The organism is Desulfovibrio sp. GTC20076, assembly GCF_055385905.1.
This window is the reverse complement of record NZ_AP039366.1, coordinates 118,875-144,670: the sequence shown is the minus strand read 5'-3', so window position 1 is coordinate 144,670 and position 25,796 is coordinate 118,875. Positions and strand designations below refer to the sequence as shown.

Here is a 25,796-nt window from a genome sequence, read left to right as displayed (position 1 = left end):
CACCAGGCTTGCCCGAAAGGGACGAAAAGCAGCCGGGCAGACAGTGGCGGACGGGACGGCAGACCTGCCGTAACAACGGTCGAAAAAGTGGCTGCAGGCCACCCCTTGCGGCGGTTGGCGCAGTGTAGTTTTTTTTCTAGATAAAATCCAGAGCCGCAGCAATGTAAAAAAAGCTTGCCAAAAGGAATTATCCTGCTTATAAGAATTTTTCTGTGGCGGAAGTAGCTCAGTAGGTAGAGCACCTGGTTGTGGCCCAGGTGGCCGTGGGTTCAAGTCCCATCTTTCGCCCCACAAATTTCTTTTTGCGGAAACGTCTGTGAGGCCTGCCTCCCGGACGTTTCTTCCTTTCCCGCCCTTTCCGGCACAGGCGTAAACCTTTCGAGCCACCTGAACGCATGATCTTTGGTCAGGCACATGCTATGAACGGCGGCCCTAGCGGGACCGTTCCCCTGACCCGGCACGAATCGGCCCGGAGCCGCTAACAGCCGGAAGGGCAAAAATGCCTTGCCCGTACGCCCCACCGGAACCCAAGGCAGGGCTTGACACGGGGCATGGCAAAATGGTTAAACCGACAGCGCAATGGTCCCGCGCAAAAAATGCGCTTTTATGGGGACAACTTTCAGGCAGATCGTGGGCATGTCGGGGCAGACGCCCCGCCGGGATGGCAAACAACAGTTTGTTTCCCCCACTGATTCCGCGCCGGCATTTGCCACGGCGCATTCCTGCGGAGCGTGGCGCAGCTTGGTAGCGCACCTGCTTTGGGAGCAGGGGGTCGAAGGTTCGAATCCTTTCGCTCCGACCATATATCCAAGAAAAAGGGATAGTTAGGTGAAAACCCGACTATCCCTTTCTTGCGTTGAATGGGATCGCCAAAAGTGGCGTGTGGTAGAATTTTGGGAGAAATTGCTGTAACTATCTGATATATATTTAAAAAAATCGCGCCACATGGCCACAAGTTAAAAAATTGCATCAACGATACAAACGCTTGCGGACATGGGATCGATTGGCGTGTGATTTGATGTGGAGTGAAGCTGGAGGATCAGCCCCTAAGTGATCTGTTGGTGTGCTTTTCGGAGGTAGAAGACGGTTTGCTCCGAACCAAAGGGAGAAATGGAACCAATCTCGCGGCCGACAGAGTTATCGGTCATACAGAAGCAATAGAAAGGGCAGAAGCATGGCAATGTTTGAATTGTGGGGCAAAAATAAATCAAAAAGAGAATTTGGACATTGCTCAATTTGTGAAATGAAAGAGAATTAGTTTATTGCAAAATAGTGTGTAACATAAATGTTAAACTGAAAATTCAGATATAAGCCTATTGCTTAAGTCTGACAAAGAACTGATTTCGCCAAGGTTACTATATTCAAAATTTTGCGTTAAGCTATCCCATTGCATAAAAGAAAGGAAATGATTTCGTTGTTTATCATCAACGATTGTTGTTACATGCGAAAGATGCTTTTCTGTCGCTAACATTTGTGTTAATCTCTGGCTCCCCCCACGGTCGATATTTACAAGCAACCCGTATTTTGCCCCTGAAACAAGGCAATACCCCACAAGTTGTGACCATTCGCTCAGTCCTGCACTTTTAACAAGTTTAATTTCCAATATGAGAAGCTCAAATTTATTTCCATCTGTAATTAAAGCAAATATGTCTAAATTTAATGGAGGAACTTTTTTTGTGAAAGCATGCGCGCATGCACATTCTACAGGGTGCTCATCCAAAATTCTTTGTAGGTTGGTTTTAAGTTCACCAATCCCCCAAAAAACATGCACATTCATGCATTTTTTTGCACGAACATTGCTTAAAATTTGAGTCTCAATAAAATTTTGTATTTCAGGGTAATAGGAAACTTCATTACGCATTGCGCAAATCTTCCTCAGTTATATTGCGGACACACAGTTTATATTTATTCTCAGCAGAGCGAGAAACCAATTTTTTATAAACTCGTGGGTTATCAGCCCCAACTAGAGCACCTCTACCATTCCCAATAAGAATTAACGGGGTGAGCAACTCAGGCTGTCTAATTTTTATAGAGATACCTGGCTCCCGATCAATATGATTCTGGACTACGTCAGAATATTTACGTGGACGTTTTCCAGACAGTTCACTGTCATCTGCAATAATATAAGCAATTGCTTGGATTACTTTGCGAATGGGATATCCATTGTCATCAGAATTGCCATATATTTTACAATTTTCATTTTTTTGAAATACTTCGAATAGTGACGATACACTGACATCAGAGTCTACATACTCTCTTTGTGAGAGAATTGGATCAATTTTAACAATCTCTTTGATTTTGTCGCTAGTATCTTTGCATAAGATAGGGAATGGATTAATCAGTTCGCCGACCCTTGCAAAATGGCGTTCAATTTTTTCATATGGTGCATGCTCACAGCCTAATACCGCGCAAAAATGTCGAAAGTGAATGTAGTGTCCACCGCGAATAACTTTTGGCAACCGCGAATCGTGTTCAGCAGGGTGGACAGTCGCAGGGACAATGCTGATTTCACGTTCTTCACACTTTTCAGCAGAATGTACTTGTTGTTGTAGGCTACGATTTTCAATCGAAGATTCAGCTTTTGTACGAAATGCAAAAGCTCCAAATTTTGCATATTGATCAAGCAATATGCGCAATTTAAATCCTTTATTCCAGGATGTATAATGAGGATCACTGGTACAGTGAATATTCGGATGATTCCAATTTACTTGGTCGGCGATGCAGTTGACGCTATAGAGTAGTCGGCATAAATTACATACAAATTTAAAATTATAGCCTTTAATTTCTAATGAAAGAATTTGATGTTCATCTGAAAATCTGCGTTGAGATTTTGCCATGCTTCCAATAGTATCAGCAAGTCCAGCGATAAATCTTCTTTTAAGGTTATCATCAATCAAGTCCTCAACAATCTTGCTGATGTCAGCATTTCCACGGAGTTCACCTTCACAGGCAATTTCATATTGCAATAAATCTTTTCTAATTACAGTCGAATCGCCTTCGCAGTATATATACCATATTCCTCCCGGCATTGCTTCGTATTGAACAGAAAGTCCATAAACCGCACGAAACATTTGTCCGACTTTTCGAAGTATATCCCCTGCAATCTGGCCTGCTCGTTGGGGGTTGCTTTCAAATGATCCCCATTTATTGTATGGAAGCTTGATTTTGAAGACATCTTCTGCATTTCCAAAAATTCCGCCCCCAATAATTAATCCTAAAAGATATGCTTTGTCTGTATTCATTGTGTAAATTTGCCTAAAGGTCACCTATGGAAAACCTGTTCCATAATGGCGGTTGCGATTACACGAGCGAGTGTTACAGGAACGGCATTGCCAATAACTTTATACATTGCAGTAATGTTGCGCGGTGTGTCAGTTATAAACCTAAAATTGTCTGGAAATGTTTGAATCCGCGCTATTTCACGAATGGTATAGCGCCGATCTTCTGTTGGGTGTATGATGCCACAATTCTCTGGTTGCGCAGAAGCTGTCACAGTGCCACATATCTCATCACGAGAAAATCGTCTATAAAAATTTGGAGAATGATATTTTTTCATATCATCTCGAATTTTTTGAAATCGAGGTGCTAAGTGATCATAGGGCACATCTTTCCAAGAACCACCCTCCGGAATAAATTTGATCATGTCTAGAGCCTGGGGAGAAAAACCCCAGTCAATATGATCGGGCGCATCTGTCGGTACATCCAATATATGTCGAAGGGTAAGTTTATCCTTTGGCTGTTTATTGGGAAATTCAAAAGAAATGCCTAAGTCTTTTCGCACTCCAACAAAAAAAACTCGTTGCCGATTCTGAGGAACACCATAATCCGAGGCATTTACGAGTTGACATACGACCTCATAGCCCACTTTATTCATAGATGACAAGTCTTCAATAATGACTTCAACTAAATTTCGTCCATCAATGTATTTTGTAGACAATAATCCCTTAACATTTTCAAAAACAATAACTTTAGGCATCTTAGTATTAATTATTCTAAGACATTCCTTGTATAGCATGCCACGAGAGTCATGAACGCCCTTTCTGTTTCCGGCATTTGAAAACGGCTGGCATGGAAATCCTGCGGTCAGAATATCTCCATTGGGGATATCCTCTACCTCAACATCAAGAATATTTCGTTTGTCAATTGCCCCTAAATTCAATGAATAAACAGCTTGAGCATCGGTATCAAAATCGTTTGCCCAAACGCTGCTAAATCCAGATTGTCTGAAGCCAAGATCAAGTCCCCCGCAGCCTGAAAAAAGGGATATTAAGCGAGGAGCACGAGTTTTGATAGGAGTAGAATCTAGGGTTGCAGGCATTATGGTATCGTTTGTTTTTTTGCCGTTAGAGTTGGCTTGTATATAATCATCAATGTCACAGTCGCGAATTCTCCACGAGCGGTTCCCAAGCTTAGATGCCTGCAAGCGACCATCAGAAATAAGTCGGCGAACAGTTTTTTCTGAGAGCTTAAGATAAGTAGCCGTTTGAGACACGGTAAGCAGTTCAGAATTCATAATGTCCCCTAGAGGTTGATCATTTTTGTTTTGGTAAACTACGGGACTAATTTTATCAAGTAAATAAACGACAATTTGCGAAAATTTAGGACAAAGATGGACATTATTGCCGTTTTTTCATATACGAAATTAATGTTGGAACAAATATGCATGCTAAATTAACTGCTACACACCTAACGCTTCTCAAAAGAAAAGGCCCTGCCTTCCTCCTGCCTCGCCTGTTCCTGAAGTTCAGCCAAAATCAAACCAATCTGATCAAAAATGTCCAACTGGCATTTCAAAATTGCTTTGGTAAGCTTAAATGTATCTTGCAGGCAATAAGCAGCTTCATCTTGAAATGTTAATGATGTTGGAATGCAATGCTAATCCCCCCAAAAGAAGTAGCGTTTATGAGTAGGATTTCCAATACTGAACCGAACAGAAATTTTACATGAAGGCGTCCAGATTTTCTGATTGCTACTCCAGTAGCTAAACAATCATCCTAACAGGCTAATTTATCACTACAATATCACTATTTAAACTCAAATTCACATAGCTGCTCATGGAGCTTAAGCAATTCTTCATCTGATAGATTTTTTATTTCTTCACGGGCCAGATTTTCTGCATATGGTAACGCGATATCATTCATGAATCTTAACATTTTTTGTAGACTATTGTACATTTGAGACATTGAATTCGCATGTTTATTTAAGCATTCAGTGAGATTTATATCTTTTTCGGCGTATCTACTCTCTTTAACGGCACTATTGACATCTGATAGATAAAATTCACATATTTGGCCCATCCTAAGGCTCCATTTTACTTGTTTAAGTCTCTGCGTAGTTTTAAATTCCTCGACCAGAGTAATTTCCCCTGCTTTATCCGCTCCATCAGTTTCTCCAACTAGGTACAGATATAGTCAAGTAACATTGGAATATCACCTAATTGGAGGAATAAAGGGATGTATGTAAAGCAATCTGATGTGAGCAATGGAATTTCAGAAGCACACATGATAGCGATCCAGAGCGTGGCTGCGGCCATGCACATGGAGCTGGACGAATTTTTGACAGATGAAGTTCGGGGCGTATCCCCTGATCAAGCTCGTGGGTTTATGAAAGCGTTCGTGAAAGAAGCTGATGATCAAAAAATTCTAACTGCCTACTACCTGATCAGGGCTGTGACTGAACGGCATAGCAAATAAGCAGTTCGGGTCCAGCATAACGATCCTGCATAAGCGGGGTCGTTTTTTTGGAAATTCCATACCCCATTCAAGTCAAGTACAATGAGTGTAGACCCGATGAATCGTTTAACAACTGACACTTAAATAATTTTCCATATCGATAAACACCAAATTCCACAACCATATTGGGCACATAATTAGCTAAGTTTAGAATTAATCTAGACTATAAAATCAGTATAGATACTTATTGAAAAATATTGTAACATTCGATCAGTCTAATTTTCATTTTCTTTAACACCCAAAACTTATTGGAGGATGAAATGGCTGGAAAATCTTCATTTGACGCAGACAAACTGCGTGGACTGATTGAAAAGGGCAAAGATTTTTCTGAAATTAAAACTGAGCTTGGAGTCAGTAAAACTACCCTTAACAGCTACCTGTTGAAACTTATTCAGCAGGATAAGAAGTTTTACACAATTAAAGGGATTAGCACTCGTGATATAATACCTAAAGTAACTAAGAATGGATTTAAAATCTCATTGGCTAAGATGGAAGAATATGGGTTCACCAATGGCTCAAAGATCAAGATTGAAAAGACAGATGATGGTGAGATAAAAATCATAAAAATTGCAACAACAGGTGAGCAATCGAACTAGCTGTGCAAAAGGATGCTGATGATTTCATTAAACATGATTAAATTGTACTTTTTTAGATAACTAAAAAATATATTACTACAAATATTAATACCTATAGATATAATACTAATAACAACATTATTGACATATAAAATATGGATAGCTGCTGATTTAAAACAAATTGTGATTTAATGATAATGCATGTAGCTTTCTACTGCTAAGTATAATGACCCTGCACAAGCGGGGTCTTTTATTTGTCTTCCCCGCCATATAATTCAACATATTCATATTATTGGAAAAACCCCACCCTGAGACAAGAACGCCCTCTCCTGCGATTTTTCCCCTTGGGCTAAAGGTTGGGAAAGGTTTTTGAAAAACGACCCTTAGAATTGAAATATGGCCCAAAGTCCGTTTTTGCATCTTGTAACGGCAACATGCGGTTGCGCACTTAGGCTATAATATTCTGTAAGTTCAGATAGATATACTTCTATATCACACTATTATGGAGGTATGCTATGGATTACTCAAATTGGAACATCGTATACGCTTACACACGAGCACAAGCGATTAAAGATGGCGTCTTGGTGGATGTGACTGAGGAAGCGCGAGAGCTTGGTTTTAAGGTTCCTGTAGCAATCACCGCTAACCTGCTTAACCTGTACGTCAAAGCAAGCGAGGGATTGATTGCTGCGGGGCAGTCCACCGAAGCTCGTTTGCGGGATGTGCTTATGGTGTTGCTGTTCCGAATAAAGCAGCGCCCTCGGACGGATCGGATCACCTTCAATGTGAGCTTTGCGATGGGACCAACGCAACGGAACATCAGCAGAACAGTAGAGCTTACTGCCATTATAGGTCCCGGTGACATGGCCGAGCCGGTGTTAACCATCATGCTGCCAGAAGACGAATAAGAATTATTAACTAACATGAATAAGGGTAGACCCGCATACGTCTGCCCTTTTTTTGCTCATTACTTATGTAACATTCCTTGAACAAAGTTTGACTTTTGGAGCTACTTTTTTATATAAATATTAGCGAAATACAAGTGCGATGCCTTGGCGCGGATTGCCAACATAGATTAAATTGTCTTTAATTTTAGCTAGTTGTAAAATTATTATCAAAACCGTTAAAAAACAAATAGTAGGCTGAAATAACATGGAAAATTGTCAAAGTTTAGAATTGCCCTGCCCAGTCAAAGTCATACTAAATGAAAAACAAGATATACCTGAAGCAGTGAACAACCTTGCTGATGCATTTGTTGATATGGAAGCCCAGTATCAAACAAACAAGGCTGAGATTTTAATTTGCTTAGGTAGAGAGTTTGCGCGCCTAAAGGAACAAGATAGGCCATTTCAAATCAGATTTAAAATGAATATAAGCCACAAAGAAATATCCGCAGCTATTCAGCTCTCAAAAATTGTCGGTATCGAGAAGTTATATAACTTTGGATGGGACAAACTGCATTATTTGTACGTAAATGCTAAAGGAGTTTCGTTAAAAGACTTATCGCTTGAAAAAATCTCCAAAGAGTATGGAGGAATTAACTTACAGACAATTGAAGCATCTCTTATTAGAAAGGTGCTAGCAAAAGCAAAAACATTTGAGCCACTGAAAGTTATTGAATTCATGAAGCATGGATTAAGACTTGAGCATATTAGCGATGAGCAAAATATGAAGCGTATTTGTGAAAGTAATAATATCACAATAACAATATATTCAATCTCAAAAAGATTGAATATTGACGAACTAAATAAAATAAAAAATCGCTTAAAAAGTCCCAGAGACTCTCAAATTTTAGAAAAGCTTTTAGCTATATTAAATGAAATATTAAAGCAAGAAGGAAGGTTAAAACATCTTGATGAAGTCGTTTTAATTGACATTTGTCAAAAGTCTGAAAAAATTCTTGATAAGCTTACTAATGCCAATAAATGGGAGTATTCTAGGGGCATTTGGACAGATGAAGATGCAGCGGGTGTTGATGAACATTATAATAAATTTTTCGGAAATAAATAATGAGAATATATATTTCAGCATTTAATATCCCATCTATTCGCAAAATTAAATCACTTGATGAAGGGTTTAATCCTAATGTCTTAAAAGCGTACGAGTTGGATAAAACAAAATCAAACAACGAATTAATTGAGCTATTAGAAAATAGAAATTTATATAACTCTTTGATGGTGGATTCAGGGACATTTGTAGCAAATGCTGGCAGATTAGTAGATAGTAAGGATTTTAATGAGATTGAAAGTTTCAAAGAATACGCTTCATTTATTGCTAGCTTCAAAGAAAACATAGATTTTTATGTTAACTATGACGTCCTATTTTCTGGAGAAGATTCTTTCGCTGTTAATAATAGCTATCAAAAGTTAATGGAGGAATATGGGCTCAATCCGATATTTGTCATGCACTCATTTAATGATTATGAAATTGAGTATATCCTCAACAAGAAGCCAAGATTAGTTGCAATTGCGTCTGCAATGCTTAAACCATCACAATTTAAAGAAGCAATAAAAATAATCGATATTTTCTATAAAGAAGACATAAAGGTTCATCTTCTTGGCTGCGGAAGCTATAAAAATCTATGTAAAACAAAAGCATGGTCTGCTGATGCCTCATCATATGGGCAGTATGCATCCGCTGGTCAATTAAATTACTTTACCAATATTGAGAGTACAGTTGTAGATGAAAATGGCATTAAACATAGAATATGCAAAGGTGAAACAAGATTGAGCCTAAGCAGAACTACAGACAGTGGAAAGATCAATTTTAATTTTTATGATGCTCCATACATGCAAGAATACAGAATGGAGTATGAAAATTTCATCTATGAAAAATTAGGCATTGGATTACATGAAATAATTGCAGATTCTACTTTAGTTGTTCTTTCCAATGCATATCACATGTACTGTATGGAGAAAAAAGTAACGGAATTTCAAAAAGCGAATGGTGTTAATTTTAATGTATGGTAGTCGCTTTTATCACCCTAGAGATAGTTAGTTTGAGGGTATTTTTAACGGCGATGGTTTGAATAATTCTATAGCTATTGGTGATTTTTAGTCGCTTTTATTTTAACTCTAATTGCAAATATCTAGTTTTCAATCTTTCATATCTAAAGTGCATAAACTGAAATCAGGCAGGTAAAAATCAAGGAACGGGGTAGCTAATCCCGTTCCTTTTTTAGTGCATGGTTTCATGCTGTCGGCTCTATGCCGCTCATAAGTTTGATCTACCTGCGCCTTACTCGTCCAAGAATTTTTGCATGAATATAATTACAACATGATTTGATGATACTTTGTCCATGTGCAGAAAATAAAACGTCCATGGCTCAGTAAAATCGTCCTTGCTTATCTGGTAATCATAGTATCCTAGCGAAATTATATTTCGATAGAATTGCTACGATCCAGATGTCACTCAATAACCCTTTAAAAAGAAGCGAGGTTTAAGATGTGTTCCGATGATGAAGATTATCAAAATTTTTCGTATGAAGATGATGACAATACTGTCGATCAAACTCATGAAGACAGGAAAGCCCCATGGGGTAGCCCTGATTTTGAAGATGATGTCCCACCACCAGCAGGCATTGTCTTTTCACCAAGGCCACCAGTACCCCCAGTAACACCACCAGCATCCTTTCCGAGTGAAAAGCAGGCAAACCCGTTCGCGCAATCCACACAGCATATGCCAACGTTTACAAGCTCTAATCAACCAGCAGCACCGCAAGATTCACCAGATTTAACCGCTCCTCCGAAAAAGAGAAAACCCAAGAAAGAGAATATTCAGCGTAAGGTACTTAATGAATTAAATAAATTTCAGTTTTTTTGCCATAAGAATACTGAATACTACGCAAAGGTTTTAAATGGAGGGCTTGAGCAGTTCCTTGATATTGCAAGCGAGGACTTCCAGGGTTTCGTATTGGACAAATACATGGATGATCCCGCTGGACCATTAAGCTTTATGACTCTCAAATCCATTATTTTACCACTCAAGCATCATGCAAAGAACAACTCTAAACCCATTGAAAGATTTTGCCGTTTTGGAATGCTTAATAACGCGCTTGTTTGGAACCTTGGATTACCTACCCGTCAATGCGTCATCATCAGACCCGATGGATACGAGCCTGGTCAACCGGGTGATGTGCTTCTTGCTAATAATGAAAAGATACACCAAATACAAATCGATCAGATTGCCGCTTCTTGCTCAGGGACAGAGGCTTGTGATCGGTTTATGGATGTGCTTGGCATTAAAGAAGCTCATACCCGGCATATGTTTCTCATGGTTCTTGTGAGCTATTTGTTTCCCAACATTTCAACCCCAATTTTGTATCTGCATGGTCCTGCTGGAAGTGGTAAGACAACCTTGGGTAAAGCTCTTAAATCAGTGTTTGATCCTGGTGATGGTGAATTTCTGCATAACAATTCTCTTGATTTGGCTCTTACTCTGAATCGCTCAGGGGTCGTTCTTTTTGACAACTTTTCCTCATTGAATGGAACAGCTTCAGATCAATTTTGCCTTGCATATACGAGCGGTATTTATACAAAAAAGAAGAATTATACCGATGCTGAAACACTCGCAATTGATATGAAGTGCCCACTCATCTTGACCTCTGTCGATATCCCAAACATTAAAGATGATTTTAAAGCTCGTTGCATGTTTATCAAAGTCAATAGATCAAATGCATTGAAATCTGAAAATGAAATTAAAAATGATATAAAAGAATTATTACCTATTGTTCGTGGTGAACTTTGCGCGTTAGCGTCAAAGGTATTAGGCAATTATCACTCTTTCAAACCACTCAGTATCACCCGTCATGCTGATTTTGATATGCTCGGTCAAGCATACTTTGAAGCGCTTGGATTAAACAGTTCTATTTATGAGCAGATTTTACTGAACGTAAAAGAAAATGAGTCTGTTGATCTGATTCGCAGCCGTGGACCTCTCAAGGATTTTGCTAACTATGTTCAACGGCAAGGTCTCTGCGCCTTCACCATGAAAGACTTACATAACCTGCTGATAAACTCTTCTGAAAATCCCACTTACTACTCCTCAAATCCAGCTAGCTTTGCCAAGCTCATTAACCAGAACAAAGCATTGCTCAGAAATGTGGGTATCCACATCTTTGACGGATCAAAGCTGAGTACTGGTCGTCCTTATATCGCTTTCACAACGGACTACCTGAAAACAGAAGGAGCTTTGGTCACTCAGATTGATCTTTCAAGGCTGGATCAAGATAAAAGTTTTGTGACTGAGGTTTATACAAAACACACTGGAATTGTAGCTGATCATCTGACTGATCTTATTGACCGCTTCTAGTTCTTATGCCTTTCTCTTCCTCTCCCCCTCCTAAAGAATATTCTGCATTTAAATTTTAATTACTATTATAAACTCTTGTTTAATTGATTGATAATGGCTGATCTATTGGTCTTGAGCAAGAACACCAGTAAGATTGATAAAAATCTAATATATATTATATATTATAATTTTTTTAAAACTATATAATATAAAATGGTTTTAACTTTTACTGGTGTTCGTGCGGATCAAGCTAGAGATCAAATGAATGATGTATGGTCCTTTCAAGATCAAGCATCAGAATCTTGCCGTTAATTTCAATGAAAGCTTATCATGAATAATTTAAGATGCAGATAGTTCTTTTTGGAGGGGGAAAGGAAATACATATCTCATTAAGAGCGAGTTTTTAAACGTTCCGCTAAAATTAGAAATAATATGATTTCCTTTTCGCATTGTTCATACAGATATTTAAAACCATACACATTCAAAAGCTTGAGCAGTAGTCAACAACCATTGGCTACTGCTCTTGTTTAACAAAGGAGGTGATGATGTGAATGTCGTGTTCGATTTATGGCGATTGCAGTATCTAGCCCGCAATTCGAGGTTAGTACGCAAGATTGTTATTGAAATCATCGTGACGCTGCTGAAAAGCAGAATATGAATGAAAGAGGGTGCAAGCCCTCTTTTTCTTCAATGATATATAGATATTGTCCATGAATATCAAAATAATGGAGATATATCATGAGCAAAAAAGCTATCGAATCAGAGCAAATGAAAGGAAAGAAACCCGAATCCAAGTATGACGCCGCTACCCTGCGAACGCTCATCAAGTCGGGCAAAACCGCTTCCGAGATCATGACCGCTATGGGGATAACCCACAAGCAAATCCTCAAGCATCATGTGCTGAAGCTTATTGCCACAGATAAAGACTTTTACGAGGTACCCGGTTTATATGACCGGAACCGCAGAAAAGCCTTCGTGAACAGCAGGGGTGAAATACGCTTGCGCATGTCCAATATCGACTTCAAAGGTATGCCCCTGAAGCCTGAAACTGAATTCGATGTAATCGTGGTTGGGAGCAAGGTCATCTTAACCAATCTGAGCATGGCCCCGGAAGAGCCATCGCCCGATGCTCCCACCGAGAGCAATGAGTAACAGCAAAGAGCCACCTCCGAAAATGAGGTGGCTTTTTCATTACAAGCAAGCGGAAATACTTAAAAAAGGAACGACCGATTTGTACCAGAAACGGACATTCAAATGTTTGACGGGTTGAAATCAAATAAATTCAGCTTGTTATATGGAGTTCCAAGGGGAACCCTATTTCTGTCCCCAAAATGAATGTCCAAATTCTTGGACTTTTCATAACGAAACGTAGATTGGAGTGCATAATCATGAAAGTACAGCCGATTACTGATCTGAAGGATATTAAGCGCATCAAGCGATTGTTGTCATCAAATCCGAGAAACATGTTACTATTTATAATGGGTATCAACGCAGGATTACGAGTTCAAGACATTTTGGCATTGCGCGTAAGTGATGTTGAAAATGCTGTTGTTGGAGATCGCATAACTGTGATTGAAAAGAAAACTAAAAAGGAAAATGTGCTCATTATTAATCAGGAAATATATGATGCCGTTCAAAGATATCTGGCCTTTCATAAGAAGCGTGTTCCAAGGGAGTTCCTGTTTAAGAGCCGGAAAGGTTGGAACTACCCACTGAGCACATATGCTGTAACCCACATGGTGCAAGGTTGGTGTGATGAGATCAATCTGGCCGGCAATTACGGTGCGCATACCCTTCGTAAGACCTGGTGCTACCAGCAACGAAAGCTCTATGGTGTGTCGTGGGAGTTACTCGCTAAGCGAATGAACCATTCGAATCCCGCAGTAACTCGCCGTTACCTTGGCATCCAAGCCGAAGAGGTGGAAGAGGTGCTGCTGAACGCTATTTGATCAAAAATATTTTCAGGGCTTCGCTACCCCTCATGTATGAGGCATGATTGAGGGAGTGCATAGCATGATGAAGCTGTGTATGAATATCTGTATATAGCTGAAAACAAAGAGACAAAGTTTGCCATATTTTCATGGGGGTGCTATGGTCTCTTTAACCCATCGAAATGGTGGTAAACTTTTGTCAATAATTTTTGGAGAAAGAGTATGTCTGTTCACCAACGTGATGATGGTCGCTGGATTGTTGTTTTCAAAAGTGTAGATGGCAAGCGTAAGGAACGTTCTTTTGGGCGTGGGCCTGATGCAGAAGCCTCCGCAAGGGCTTTTGACGAGGCCATGCGCTCTCGCGATATAGCTCCGGTTGTGCAACAACCCCTTGGCCCAGTATTGCGGCAAGCTGTGGATAGCTACCTTGACCACTTGCGTGCTCAAGGTAAAAGCCAGTCGCACATAAGCAATGTGCAGTACATGGCAACAAGCCTGCTTTACAAGCACTTTGGGCCGTTGATGCCATTGGATTTGATCAACTATGCAGACGGGATAGTTCCATTTATTAACCATATGCGTACTGTGCCAAGCAAAAGAACTGGAGCAGTGCGTTCACAGGCAAGTATAAATCGCTACTGCTGCTTTCTGAGGACGATATTCAATTTTGCTGTGGTCAATGGTCTGATGTCGCACAACCCTATGACACAGTGGCATAAGACGAAGGAACCACCGAGGCAGTTCCAGATAACGCTTGACGAAGTTGCTAGGATCATGAAGCATGCAGATGCCCATGTGAGATGGGCCATTGAAGTGTGCTTTAATCTTGGTGTGCGCTCTGGCGACTCAGAGCTGCTCTCGCTGCGCTGGATCGATGTGGATTGGGAGCGGAAGCAGGTGCGGGTTTTCGGTCGTAAAACCCAAACCCTTCGGGTAATTCCAGTGAAGGATGCATTCTTTGAGCGTCTGAGGGAGATGCGGGCAATCAGCCGGACGGAATTCCTTATCGAGTTTCGCGGGAAGCCTGTCAGGCGTATCCAAAAGGCCTTCAGAATGGCTTGTCGCAGAGCAGGGATTGAACATTCTGTGAGGATGTATGATCTGAGGCATATGTTCGCGACTTACATGCTCTCCAATGGTGCAGACCTTGCCGCTGTATCAAAGCTCCTGGGCCACTCCAGCGTAACAATGACCGCCAACGTGTATTACCAATACCTTGAGGGCGAGAAGGAGCGGGCTGTGACCTTGCTGCCGGACCTTCCTCAGCTTGGGCAAGCACCATCTGCGCAACCATCTGCATAGAAGACGCGGATCGATAGATGGCCCTGGACAAATAAGTTCAGGGTCATTTTTTTTGTATGAACGCTGGTTAGCAGTTTTTAACGCCAAAAATGATGCAGCTGATGTTCCATGAAAAGAACGCCAAAAACACCAAAGTGTACACCAAATATGCCAAACAATTCACCAAAAACACCAAAAGATACGCCAAAAACGCCAAAGTGTATGTGGCGTGATTGGTGCGAGCCACATGAACTTGTATGAGCGTATAAATGATGTATAAGTATTTGTAATGATTATAAATGAGGTTGATTTTTTGGGAGCAGGGGGTCGAAGGTTCGAATCCTTTCGCTCCGACCAGATTTAAAAGGCATTGCCGTCCAAAGGACGGCAATGCCTTTTTCATTTGCGATGCTTTTACAGTTGCCCGCATGCCCCAACCGACTTTTAGGGTAATCCGCCGCGTGTACGGTCTTTGCAATTTGCGCGCACCGAGCACCCCGGTTCCCCTTATACTTGCCGGGCAGTATTGTAGCGCGAGGATTGAATGCCTTTTTATAAACATACTAGTTTAGTATTAATTAAAGCATACTTTACTGGTTTAATTGATTTATATGGTGCACATTAAAAATTTTTATGCTAGGACGAAAATAATACCCCACAACTAGGATATCCGCCGTGCCAATATCGGTCATCCATAGTGGGTGAGGCTTGTTCAAGACAAACCGCTCTATATCTCAATTGGAGTCAACTAGATGAAAAAATTGCTTATTCTTGGTGCTGGCGCTGGTGGAACCATGATAGCCACGAAGATGAGAAAACTGTTAAGCGAAAGAGAGTGGCAAATCACTCTTATAGATAGAGACCCTGTCCATCATTATCAGCCGGGCTGGCTGCTGGTTCCGTTTGGTGTAGACACGCCGCAGGGCTGCGTTCGCCCCAAAAAAGATTTCATCAGCCGCGGCGTCAATTTTGTCATCGACACCATCAATTCCCTTGATCCCATCGCCCGTAAGGTTGAATGCAAAAACAGCACGCACACCTACGACTGGATCATCATTGCAACAGGCGCAAGAATTGCCCCCGATGAAGTGCCCGGCCTTCTGGATGACTGGGGCGGCAAAATCCACAATTTCTACACCCATGACGGTGCAGAAGCCCTTTACGGCAAGATGAAGCATTTCAAAAAGGGAAGACTGGTTCTTCATATTTGCGAAACGCCCATCAAGTGTCCTGTCGCGCCGCTGGAATTTGTGTACATGGCTGACTGGTATCTGCAGAAAATGGGCGTGCGTGACAACGTGGAAATTGAGCTTGTCACTCCCCTTACGGGCGCATTTACCAAACCTGTGGCAAACAACATCCTTGGCGCGCTTTGCGAGCAAAAGGGCATCAAGGTCACCACCAACTGGACTGTGGACAGCGTTGAAGCCGACCGCTCTGTTATCACCTCGGTCACCGGCGACGAAATCAACTATGACCTGCTGGTGACCATTCCCCCCAACCTGGGCCAGGAATTTCTTATTGAGTCCGAAGTGTCCGACGTGACCGGCTACGTTGATACGGACAAGGAACTGTTGCGGGCAAAGAAATTTGAAAACATGTACATCATTGGCGATGCCACCAACGTTCCGGCCTCCAAGGCAGGCTCTGTAGCCCACTTTGAAGTGGATGTCATCGCCCAGAACATGATGTCCGACATTGAAGGCACAGACAACTACTACAAGTTTGACGGGCACCCCAACTGCTTTATTGTTACGGGCTTTGAAAAGGCGTCGCTCATTGACTTCAGTTATGCCATCGAGCCGCTGCCGGGCATGTTCCCGCTCCCCGGGGTTGGCCCGTTTGAACTGCTGGGCGAAAGCCACATAAACTACTGGGGCAAACTCATGTTCAAGTGGGTATATTACAACCTTATGCTGAAGGGCCACGAGCTGCCGTTTGAACCCAACATGTATCTTGCAGGCAAAGACACCTCCTTGCTGAGAAACAAGTAGGCTGGGGGACGCTATGACACCTGAAGAAAAAATTCTCGAACGGCTGAATGCCATTGAAGACAGGCTTACTGACCTTCAAGCTGCCAAAGAAAACAGCAGCATGCTCATCGAACAGCTCACGCCCATCGGCAATCATGCGTTCCGCCTTGCAGTTGAAGAGCTGGAAAGCCTCAATGGCCGGGTCACGCTTGATGACATACTGGACCTGGTCAGAAAGGGACTGCTGACTGTCCCCAGGATTACGTGGCTGCTTGATCAGCTGGAAAATGCCACCGACCTGTGGCATGTCCTTCACCCGGCACTTGGCCCGACATTTCCGCATATCGTCGAGAAAATGGGCCAATGGGAACAGGACGGCGTGTTCGCCAAAGCTTCTGCCCTCAAAAACGCGGGCGGAAACATGCTGGACGCCCTGAGTCCCGAAGACATTGCAAAAACAGGAGAAGGTCTCACCTTTGCCATCGGCCTGCTGCAACGCCTTGCCGATCCCGGATTGCAAAGCAAGATAAACTCGCTGATCGACCTCATGAGCGTGATCGATACATCCAATGTAAAGCCGACAGGCATATTGGGCCTGGCCGGAGCGCTGCGCAGCGACGAAGGCAAACAGGCTCTGGGCCTGATCGTGGAGCTGCTGAAGGCAAGCGGAAAACTTCCCGCAACGCAAGGTGCATCCAGGTAACAGCGACAGTCTGCAACAAAAGACAGCGCGCCCCGCAGCCTGAAAATTCCGGTACGCGGCGGCCCTCTTGCAACGCGGCCAAAGCCACACAGGCTACGGCCCAAAGAAAAACATCCGGCCATCTGCCACAATGTAAAAAGCGGGGACTACCCCGCTTTTTACATTGGCCCCGAAGCTCGCCCGGCCAACAGGCGCTTACTGCATATCCCGCAGCATCTTGAGCTTGGAACCGCCGAACTGGCCGCCATCAGGCAGCTTCATGTGGGCAAGCCCCTGCACGAGCACCTTGCGGTAAAACTCGTCCCCGGCGGCCACAACCTTGGGAATGGCATAATAATCCTGATCTTCAATGCCCACAGAAACTTCCAGCGCAATCGGCTCTCCGCCCCAATGCTGCGTCCATGCCTCGAAGGTTATCTCCGCCTCAACTCCGGCCAGATCCACAAACCCCATCTTGGCAGAATAGGTGCAGACAGTTACGGGTTTAAGGGGTGTTTCAGGGGCCAGCCCGCTCCTGGCCAGCGCTGGCACGAAACGAGAAAACTGCTGCAACTGCGGCCGGTCGAGATCGCCGAAGGTATGCTCTTCGCCGCGTATGTTCACGCTTTTTTCCAGACGGCTGCCCATAGTACCCTGGGTGTCAAGATACGGGTGGTCTTCAGCGGCGATCTCGCCCTTGATGCCCACCGGGTCCAGCGGCGTGCCCAGAATAAAGGCAGGATCCTTGCCGGATGTTTTTACGGTCAGTCTTCTGCCGTCTTTGGCGCTGCCGTCCTTCTTGTGGTTGGTGGTAATCCGCACCACAAAGCCCGCATCGCGCAGGGCGAGATTTTCCGTGTCATAATAGCTTCTTGCACGCAGGCGTAATTTGTCTTTTTCCGATTTTATCAGCACGAAACCGTTTTTTGAAGCTGCGGCAGACAGGGCATCCCAGAGTTTTTTAAACGATGCCTTGGCCTTGTCCGTATTGAACAGGGCGGGGTTCAGGGCCATTTTGTACTCAAGGCCGTTCACGGCCCCGTGGGGCTTCCAGGCCGCCACATTTTTTTCATAATGGCCCGGCCCGGCAGCCAGCGCCATAGATGCGGAAAGCAAAAGCCCCATTACCAGCAGAGTTGTCAGTCTGTACATAGGAACTCCTTGCGGCTACTGAAATTATTTGGCGTAACCATGCCACACGCACCACGCCCCTGTACAATAAAATCGGTGGATGCAACGCATAAGAGCATCTTATGCAAAACCGCGCACACGCGCGATCCATAAGTATAGCTTATGGACAATGCAGGCACTTCTGATTTTTAACTTTTGCCCGCCAGCGATACGTTAGCACAAACGTCAACGGGACGTTTTCATGAAATCCAAGGAGAACGACAGTGGCTAAAGAAATTGAACGCAAGTTCCTCATAAAGGGAGAAGCATGGCGCGCTCTTGCCGAGGGCACCATGTACCGCCAGGGTTACCTCAACAGCGCCAAGGAACGCACCGTGCGCGTACGCACCGTGGGCGACAAGGCCTTTCTGACCATCAAGGGTATCACGGTGGGCGCCACCAGGGCCGAGTATGAGTATGAAATTCCCTTTGCTGACTGCAATGCTCTTCTGGACGACCTGGCCGAAAAGCCACTGATCGAAAAAAAGCGCTACAAAATCAGGCAGGGCGAATTTACCTGGGAAATCGACGAATTTTTTGGCGACAACCAGGGGCTTATTGTGGCTGAAATCGAGCTGACCAGCGAAGACCAGCAGTTCGGCAAACCCGACTGGATCGGTGAAGAAGTAACCGGCGATCCCCGTTACTTCAACTCCAACCTTATCAAACATCCCTTTACCCGCTGGTAGGCAGGAGAATCTTCATGGCTGACGTCTTTGCTAAAAACGTATCCACCTCTGCGGCTGAAGCCGAAAAAATCGTTCCGCGCGCCGAATTCCGCGTTTTTGGCCACGGCATTATCAACACGGTCAGAAAAAAAATGTGGGACTGCGGCGCGGTGCTTTTCAAGGCCCGCAAAATGCCCGCTGAAACATATTTTCTTTCAGTGCATACCACCGAAGCCAACGTCAAGGTGCGCGACGGGCTGCTGGATATCAAGACCAAGGTGGGCGAAACTCCTGAAGGATACGAAATCTTTCAACCACGCGGCAAATTTCAGTTCCCCGTTCCCAAGTCCGACCTGGCGCTGATTCTTTCCCATCTCAAAGTCGACATGCCCCTTGCCAAAGAGCAGTACGATATTGAAGAGTTTATCGAAATGGTCCGCAAGCACCCGGACATGACCGCCGTAAGCGTAGAAAAGATGCGCTACGGCTTCACGGTCGACGGCATTATCTGCGAGTACGCCCAGGTCTGGTTTAACGGCGCCCTGCTCGAATCGGCCTGCTGCGAAAGTGAAAATTACGCGGGCATGAAAAAGGCCGTGGAGGCTCTGGGCATCGCCGAACTTCCCAATACCAACTATCTCAAGGCCGCGCGCCGTGTTGTAGGTATGGAGTAATCTGCTGGAGCATCCGCCGGTTTCTCACTTCCCGGCGGTGTTTCAGCACCTTCCCAAAGGCCCGTCTCTCCCGAGGCCTTTGGGAAGGCCGCAGATCAAGGAGGCAACGTGTCGCAAGCAGCAAGCACCAAGGCCTTTGACCCCTTGGATATCAGCAATTACTCCCTTGAAAAACTTCCGGAACTCAAGGGCGGCGTGTGGATGGACCGCATCAAGTTTGCGGGCGTTCCACTGGGCATCATTTCCTTTCTTTATTTCTACCTGCAATGGTGCGGTCCCATCGGCGTTTTTGAAGAGCAGGCAAAAGTTCCGCCGGAACATTGCTATGCGGCGCTGGGCATCTTTGTTTCTTCTCTTGTTCTCTGGCTTTCCGAGGCCATACCCAACTATCTGACTTCGTTTCTGATTATCGTGGCAACCATACTTACCGGTGTCATGAAAATGCGCCCAGCCTTTGCCATGCTGGGCGAACCCGTGATGATCCTCAACATCGCAAGTTTCATCATGGCCAGCGCCCTTGTGGTCACGGGCCTTGCCAAGCGGATATGCCTTTATGTCGTTCTATCCATGGGCAATAACGTCACGCTTATCCTGGCCTGCTTTATCGCGCTGAACCTGCTTCTTGGCGCATTCATCAGCGCCACATCGGCAAAAACAGCCCTGCTTCTTCCGCTCTTTATGGTCATTTCGGCCATGTACGGCTCTACCGGTGGCGAAAGCCGCAATAATGTGGGCCGCAACATGGTGCTTCAGAACCTGCTGGCAAACAATGTTTCCGCCTCCGCCTTCATCACTGGCTCGGCCGCCAACCTGCTGGCGGCGCAACTGCTCGAAAACGCGGGCTACAAGGTCTATTACAGCGACTGGCTCATGGCGCTTCTGCCCCTTTCCATCATCCAGTGCGCCTTTGCCTGGTACACAGGAACCCGCTGGATATTCCCCATCCGCAAGGAAGACTCCAAACCCAGGCTGGCCGGGGGCCACGAGCGCCTGCAACAGGAACTTGGCAAGCTTGGCCCGGTTTCGTCAGCGGAAATCCGCGCGGGCATCGTTTTTCTGACCGTGCTGCTGCTCTGGGGTACTGACCGCTACCACGGCATCCGGGCCGAGGTTACCGCGCTTATGGGGGCCATTGCCGTACTTATGCCTGCCGTGTGCAAACTGCCGCGCATCGGCGTCATCAAATGGAACGATGCAGACATCCCCTGGCACATGCTCATGTTCAGCTGGGGGGCCTACGTGCTGGGCGGCCTTATGGACAAAACAGACATTGTGGGCCTGTGGATGCACTATTCGCTGGACACGTGGGATGCGGCATCCCTGCCCAAGGTGGCAGTATTCGCCCTGCTGGCATCGCTCTTTGCCCTGACGACCCTGGTGAGTGAAAGCAAGACCGCCCGCACCATCGTGCTTTTTCCCATCATCATCAGCGTGGCAAAAAAATTCGGATGGGACGTCATAGGCTTCTGCCTGCCCATGGCTTTTCTGATCAACCAGGTTTACGTGCTGTATTTCAACTCCAAACCGGCCAACATCAGCTATCTCACAAACCAGTATACCAGTTGGGAATCGTTCAAGTTCGGCATGTTCCAGCTTGTGGCCTGCGTACTGATGCTCATTCTGTGGACGCAGTACGTCATGCCTCTCATGGGTTTTGACAGCAGGCTCTGGTAGCGCGCTCCGCGCGCGGCAACCTCCAACGGAGGCACTTATGCGCAAGATATTCGGCTTACTGTTCCTGTTGGGTCTTATGACCGCCCTTCCGGCAGGCGCGGCGGACCTGTACCAGCAGAATCTTTCACAGTGGAAGGGGCAGGTAAAAGAAATCACCGGCCGGGAGTACAAGTTTCTTGTGGCTCCTGAAAAAGTGAATGCCGACGTCACCGAGGCATTCAGGGAAATCTGGAACCAGACAAAAGCTGTGGCGGATTCACTCCACATTGTCATGACAGAAAAAAAGAAAGATCCCTTTGCCCTGGCCCCGACAGTCAAAACCTATTTTGACACGCCGGACCTGACCCTGTGGAAAAAGGGCTACCTCATCCGCGTCACCACCAACTACCAGCGCGGCTACCCCGCAAGCCCGGTGCGCGTTTCGGTCAAAAGCCTCAACGGTCCTTTCGCCAAGGTGCTCGCTGCCAGGCTGGAAGCAAAAGGCGTGAAAAGCAAAAACACGGTAGAGGACAATATCGGCATCGGCAAAGGCGGCCAGCTTGTCAGCTATCTGGACAAGTCCGCCAACTTCAGCCTCACGCGGGGCGAACTGGGGCACATGAACCTGGCCGACTTCGGCGCGTATGTGCCGGAGTTGCTCCGGCTCGGTCTGCCCGCCGACACGAAGCTGACAGCCCACGTGGCCTACGGCGTGCGCTGCCGCCCGGGGCATATGGAACTGCCCGGTCTGGACAGGCCCCTGTCCGTTTCGATGGAGGCATGGTCGCGCACCGAGGGCGGCGCACCCTTTGTGTACGATTTTTCCTTTGGCTATGACGGCGACTTCAGCAAGCAGATCGAAGCCCACAAGGCCGGTGAAAAACTCATGCAGGCCCTGAACGCCCGACTGGGAGAAAAGCTGGCCATGAAGGACGTACACAGATGGCTCGGCTCCAAGGTACGCGTACTGCTTGACCAGCCGCTGTAGGGGCTAACCACAAGGAGCAATAAAATGAAAAAATGCCTGATCCTTCTTGGCGCACTCTGCATCATGCAGGGAACAGCCCTGGCCGCAGACAATCTTGACGCCCTTTACGGCATTGCCAACAGACCGTCCTACATCAAGCACTACGAGGCCGACAAAGAGCACAATGTGCTGCTCAACCCCTACCTTCAGGTAGCCACCAAGGATTTTCACGCCGTACTTGACGCCAAAAGGCCCGTTTACAACTACGTCATCACCCTCGAAGGCGGCGTGGCCCTTATTGAAGAAGCCCCGCATCCCTACGGGCGCACCTATCCCAACGGTTTTTTCCGCCCCGAGGACAAGTCGCAGCGCAAAGCCGGCACCACAGAAAACTACGGCCATGTGTCCGGCACGGCGGGCGGCCCCGGCCGCATCAGCGGCGAAATAATCAACGACCGCAAAAACGGGTGCTGGCTCGTCAACAACAAGTCCGGGCGCTATTCCAAACGCAATATTGACCGCACGCCGGAACAGCTGCTCAATGCCTTTGTACTCATGCAGGAGACCATTGATCCCGGCAGCCAGCCCTGGTGCAAGGGAGCGGCCTACCTGCTGGGCTATGCCCCGGACTACGTGAGCGAACCTCTGCGCAAAAGCCCAGATATGCGCTATGAAGACCCGGAAAACAAAAAAAACGCCCACATTCTGGTCGTTCCCGGCGTCAAGCCTCCCCATTTCGACATACCGCAGTACCAGCATCTTTCGCTTGATGCCGTTGCCCCCGGGACAAGTTCCGGCACAGCGCCCGCTGAGGCTGCCAAACCGGCGGGCAAAACCACCAAGGGCGTTCCGACCCCTGAAAAGGCCGCCTACAATGACGACCCGTCCTAGGACGTTCGGTTTAAAAACATATAATCTCAGAGTGTTACTACGCTCGCTACGGCGCTTAACAGCGCAAGTAATTCGCGTTTACGCCTTTGTGGCGGCCGCCTGATGCGCAGCCTCCAGAAGAATTTAAAAATAAAATTGCTCCAGAACATATGACTTCTGCAACCATTTAACCTGCCTATTAAGATGTCGTGGTTCACCGCTATTACCATTCAGGAGCGTGATACAATGAAAAGATTCATATTCCTCCTTGCCATATGCCTTCTTGCCATGCCCGCAGCGTCTTTTGGCGAAACCGCGACAGCGCGCGCCCAGCAGGCTGTGCTCAAAGGAGAAAAAAACTATCTTACCGGCTATCCGGCGCACAATGCTGACGGAACCGTCAATGTGATCATTGAAATACCCGCCGGAACCACGGCCAAATACGAAGTGGATCATGCCACCGGCCTTATGGTTCTTGAGCAGAAAAACGGTCAGCCCCGCTACGTGCAGTACCTCCCCTATCCCGGCAACTACGGTTTTGTGCCACGCACCGTTCTCGCCAGAGAACTGGGCGGCGATGGAGATCCGCTTGACGTCATAGTTCTTGGCGATGCCGTACCCAGAGGCAGCATCCTGAAGGCCCGCCCCCTGGGCGTACTGACCCTCAACGACAGCGGCGAGGAAGACAGCAAGATCGTCATGGCCGCCGTGGGTTCGCCCTTTGAAAAAGTACGCGGCGTCAAGCAGCTCGACGAGCAGTTTCCCGGCGTGACAGACATACTTCAGACCTGGTTCACCTCATACAAGGGCAAGGACAAGAGCGGAAAACCCTATCTGAGCAGCAACGGCATGCTGGACCGCACCGAAGCCATCCGCATTATCGGCGATGCGGCCCTGCAGTTTGAGCGCTCCGTCATTACCGAGGCCGACAAACCCGCCCTTGACCCCGACGGCAATCCCCGCGTGTATTTTTCTCCGCAGGCTCGCAACATCAGCGACTAGGCCAAGTAACTCTTGAAAACGTCCTTGGCCTATGCCCGAGACGGCTAGAGCCGTTTACGAATGAAATGAGTTAACTGCTCTGCAAGGATTTTCAGGAAAATCCTTGCCACGAAATGCGGGCAGGCAGGCTTTGCCTGCCGTACGTGAGTATTTCAAGTGTTAAATGCTCCAGGAAACAACGAGCCGACAACGTTTTTACTGTCCATTGCCCCCGCGCGGGCATCAGCCGTTGCCTGTAAAAAAGCGCCCCGAACGGGGCGCTTTCAATGTAGTGTATCAACAGAAAGCAGTCTGACTCGTGTCCACTGCCGGGCGCGGCTGGACCGGTGCAGGAAGACGGCAGACAGACCTATGGCAGGCGCGACAGAATTTCTTCGGGCAAAGGTACGCCAAGCTCAAAAAGCAGCGCCAGAAAATGCGTTACCGTACGGCTCAGGCGCTGCCCTTCCATATAGACCAGCGAATAGTTCACATGCAGGTCAAAAGATTCCAGCCGCAACTGCGTCAGCTGTCCCGCGGCCAGTTCCAGAGCGGCCGCGTACCGCGGCAGGGCCGTAACCCCCAGCCCGTTGATCACCAGTTGCTTGGCAACCTCCATATTGTCCACGGTCATGAATGACGGCCGTTCGGGACGACCGGCATGTGTCTTGAACCATTCCTGCACCTTGTTGGTCACGCGGGTTCCCTGCTCCCGCAGGATAAAGGGGTGCGCCAGCAGGTCATCGGCACAGACCGGGCCGGTGTTTTGCGCCAGGGTGGATTTGCGCCCCGCAACCACAATAAGCGGCTCACGGTGCAGAAAATGCGCGCGAAGATTGGGATGCGACGGCGATGAGCCGCAAAAACCGATTTCCAGCTCTCCCCGGTATACTTTTTCGGCAATGACGTGCGAATTATGCACAGCCAGATCCAGAGTGACGCCGGGATGACGCTGATGAAAAAGTACCATATAACCGGGCAGATAGTAGGCGCTCATAATGGCCGATGCGCCAAGCACGAGGCGGCCGGTATCAAGCTGGCTGAGGCTCTGGAATTCGTCCTGCATCTGGTTGACAAGACTGAATATACGCTGGGTGTATTCGTAGAGCACACGCCCTTCGCTTGTGAGATTCACCTTGCGTCGCGACCGGTCGAACAGGGGAACGCCAAGACTGTTCTCAAGGCTCTGTACCTGCATGCTCACTGCGGGCTGTGTAAGAAAAAGGTCACGCGCGGCCTGGGTAAAATTGCCGGTTTCGGCAATTTTATGAAATGTTTTCAAGTGATCAATGTTCATGCGGGCATCAACCGGCCTTGTTGAAAAATGCTCAATGTTCGCAAATGCTCGTG

General features: G+C 46.3%; 23 protein-coding genes and 2 tRNA genes. 19 read left to right on the top strand and 6 right to left on the bottom strand.

Annotated elements, in window-relative coordinates; all coding sequences use genetic code 11:
- Positions 1-215: 215 nt before the first annotated feature.
- A tRNA-His gene (locus tag ACZ495_RS00630) sits at positions 216-291 on the top strand.
- 434 nt (positions 292-725) lie between these two features.
- Positions 726-802: transfer RNA gene (locus tag ACZ495_RS00625), tRNA-Pro, on the top strand.
- 486 nt (positions 803-1,288) lie between these two features.
- Here ACZ495_RS00625 and ACZ495_RS00620 read toward each other — a convergent pair.
- From ACZ495_RS00620 to ACZ495_RS00605, 4 genes are all read right to left on the bottom strand, one after another.
- Complete coding sequence (locus tag ACZ495_RS00620) at positions 1,289-1,861, bottom strand: hypothetical protein (protein WP_464262475.1); 573 nt, start codon at positions 1,859-1,861, stop codon at positions 1,289-1,291.
- On the bottom strand, positions 1,854-3,242 hold the full coding sequence (locus ACZ495_RS00615; protein ID WP_464262474.1) for a hypothetical protein: 1,389 nt from the start codon (positions 3,240-3,242) through the stop codon (positions 1,854-1,856). The genes ACZ495_RS00620 and ACZ495_RS00615 overlap by 8 nt, the downstream gene beginning before the upstream one ends.
- A 20-nt stretch (positions 3,243-3,262) precedes the next feature.
- Positions 3,263-4,513, bottom strand: a complete 1,251-nt coding sequence (locus ACZ495_RS00610; protein WP_464262473.1) for a DNA cytosine methyltransferase — start codon at positions 4,511-4,513, stop codon at positions 3,263-3,265.
- Between the two features lie 511 nt (positions 4,514-5,024).
- Complete coding sequence (locus ACZ495_RS00605) at positions 5,025-5,297, bottom strand: hypothetical protein (protein ID WP_464262472.1); 273 nt, start codon at positions 5,295-5,297, stop codon at positions 5,025-5,027.
- Positions 5,298-5,453: 156 nt separating this feature from the next.
- Between ACZ495_RS00605 and ACZ495_RS00600 the strand changes: the two genes are divergently transcribed.
- The 11 genes from ACZ495_RS00600 to ACZ495_RS00550 all read left to right on the top strand — a co-directional run bounded on the left by ACZ495_RS00600 (position 5,454) and on the right by ACZ495_RS00550 (position 17,484).
- Complete coding sequence (locus ACZ495_RS00600) at positions 5,454-5,693, top strand: hypothetical protein (protein WP_464262471.1); 240 nt, start codon at positions 5,454-5,456, stop codon at positions 5,691-5,693.
- Between the two features lie 299 nt (positions 5,694-5,992).
- Complete coding sequence (locus tag ACZ495_RS00595; protein ID WP_464262470.1) at positions 5,993-6,328, top strand: ArsR family transcriptional regulator; 336 nt, start codon at positions 5,993-5,995, stop codon at positions 6,326-6,328.
- Between the two features lie 494 nt (positions 6,329-6,822).
- Positions 6,823-7,215, top strand: coding sequence for a DUF6573 family protein (locus ACZ495_RS00590; protein WP_464262469.1), 393 nt, complete (start codon positions 6,823-6,825; stop codon positions 7,213-7,215).
- Between the two features lie 244 nt (positions 7,216-7,459).
- Positions 7,460-8,317 carry a hypothetical protein gene (locus ACZ495_RS00585; protein ID WP_464262468.1) on the top strand — a complete coding sequence of 286 codons (858 nt, stop codon included), beginning with the start codon at positions 7,460-7,462 and terminating at the stop codon, positions 8,315-8,317.
- A complete protein-coding gene (locus tag ACZ495_RS00580; RefSeq protein ID WP_464262467.1) occupies positions 8,317-9,276 on the top strand; it encodes a hypothetical protein in 960 nt (319 codons plus the stop codon). Before ACZ495_RS00585 ends, ACZ495_RS00580 begins: the two co-directional genes overlap by 1 nt.
- Before the next feature lie 475 nt (positions 9,277-9,751).
- The gene (locus ACZ495_RS00575) at positions 9,752-11,617 is read left to right on the top strand and encodes a P-loop NTPase family protein (RefSeq protein WP_464262466.1); all 1,866 of its coding nucleotides are present in this window, start codon (positions 9,752-9,754) and stop codon (positions 11,615-11,617) included.
- 717 nt (positions 11,618-12,334) lie between these two features.
- Positions 12,335-12,748, top strand: coding sequence for a hypothetical protein (locus tag ACZ495_RS00570; protein ID WP_209818696.1), 414 nt, complete (start codon positions 12,335-12,337; stop codon positions 12,746-12,748).
- A 236-nt stretch (positions 12,749-12,984) separates the two neighbouring features.
- On the top strand, positions 12,985-13,545 hold the full coding sequence (locus ACZ495_RS00565) for a tyrosine-type recombinase/integrase (RefSeq protein ID WP_464262465.1): 561 nt from the start codon (positions 12,985-12,987) through the stop codon (positions 13,543-13,545).
- 204 nt (positions 13,546-13,749) lie between these two features.
- The gene (locus ACZ495_RS00560; protein ID WP_464262464.1) at positions 13,750-14,829 is read left to right on the top strand and encodes a tyrosine-type recombinase/integrase; all 1,080 of its coding nucleotides are present in this window, start codon (positions 13,750-13,752) and stop codon (positions 14,827-14,829) included.
- A 731-nt stretch (positions 14,830-15,560) separates the two neighbouring features.
- Positions 15,561-16,802, top strand: a complete 1,242-nt coding sequence (gene sqr, locus ACZ495_RS00555; protein ID WP_464262463.1) for a type III sulfide quinone reductase, selenoprotein subtype — start codon at positions 15,561-15,563, stop codon at positions 16,800-16,802.
- A gap of 13 nt (positions 16,803-16,815) precedes the next feature.
- Positions 16,816-17,484: a DUF1641 domain-containing protein gene (locus tag ACZ495_RS00550; protein ID WP_012625468.1), complete on the top strand. Its 669-nt coding sequence runs from the start codon at positions 16,816-16,818 to the stop codon at positions 17,482-17,484.
- Between the two features lie 195 nt (positions 17,485-17,679).
- On the opposite strand, the gene ACZ495_RS00545 is transcribed toward ACZ495_RS00550, so the two are convergent.
- Positions 17,680-18,615: a CYTH domain-containing protein gene (locus ACZ495_RS00545; RefSeq protein WP_012625469.1), complete on the bottom strand. Its 936-nt coding sequence runs from the start codon at positions 18,613-18,615 to the stop codon at positions 17,680-17,682.
- Positions 18,616-18,857: 242 nt separating this feature from the next.
- On the opposite strand from ACZ495_RS00545, the gene ACZ495_RS00540 reads away from it, so the two are divergent.
- The 6 genes from ACZ495_RS00540 to ACZ495_RS00515 all read left to right on the top strand — a co-directional run bounded on the left by ACZ495_RS00540 (position 18,858) and on the right by ACZ495_RS00515 (position 24,467).
- On the top strand, positions 18,858-19,322 hold the full coding sequence (locus ACZ495_RS00540) for a CYTH domain-containing protein (protein ID WP_012625470.1): 465 nt from the start codon (positions 18,858-18,860) through the stop codon (positions 19,320-19,322).
- A 14-nt stretch (positions 19,323-19,336) separates the two neighbouring features.
- Positions 19,337-19,975 (top strand): hypothetical protein, encoded by a 639-nt coding sequence (locus ACZ495_RS00535; protein ID WP_464262462.1) that lies wholly within the window; start codon positions 19,337-19,339, stop codon positions 19,973-19,975.
- Between the two features lie 108 nt (positions 19,976-20,083).
- Positions 20,084-21,649, top strand: coding sequence for an SLC13 family permease (locus tag ACZ495_RS00530; RefSeq protein ID WP_012625472.1), 1,566 nt, complete (start codon positions 20,084-20,086; stop codon positions 21,647-21,649).
- 37 nt (positions 21,650-21,686) lie between these two features.
- Positions 21,687-22,616: a hypothetical protein gene (locus tag ACZ495_RS00525; protein WP_464262461.1), complete on the top strand. Its 930-nt coding sequence runs from the start codon at positions 21,687-21,689 to the stop codon at positions 22,614-22,616.
- Between the two features lie 24 nt (positions 22,617-22,640).
- Positions 22,641-23,486: a hypothetical protein gene (locus ACZ495_RS00520; protein WP_464262460.1), complete on the top strand. Its 846-nt coding sequence runs from the start codon at positions 22,641-22,643 to the stop codon at positions 23,484-23,486.
- 225 nt (positions 23,487-23,711) lie between these two features.
- The gene (locus ACZ495_RS00515) at positions 23,712-24,467 is read left to right on the top strand and encodes an inorganic diphosphatase (RefSeq protein WP_464262459.1); all 756 of its coding nucleotides are present in this window, start codon (positions 23,712-23,714) and stop codon (positions 24,465-24,467) included.
- Between the two features lie 349 nt (positions 24,468-24,816).
- On the opposite strand, the gene ACZ495_RS00510 is transcribed toward ACZ495_RS00515, so the two are convergent.
- Positions 24,817-25,743 carry a LysR family transcriptional regulator gene (locus ACZ495_RS00510; RefSeq protein WP_407844030.1) on the bottom strand — a complete coding sequence of 309 codons (927 nt, stop codon included), beginning with the start codon at positions 25,741-25,743 and terminating at the stop codon, positions 24,817-24,819.
- Positions 25,744-25,796 lie beyond the last annotated feature (53 nt).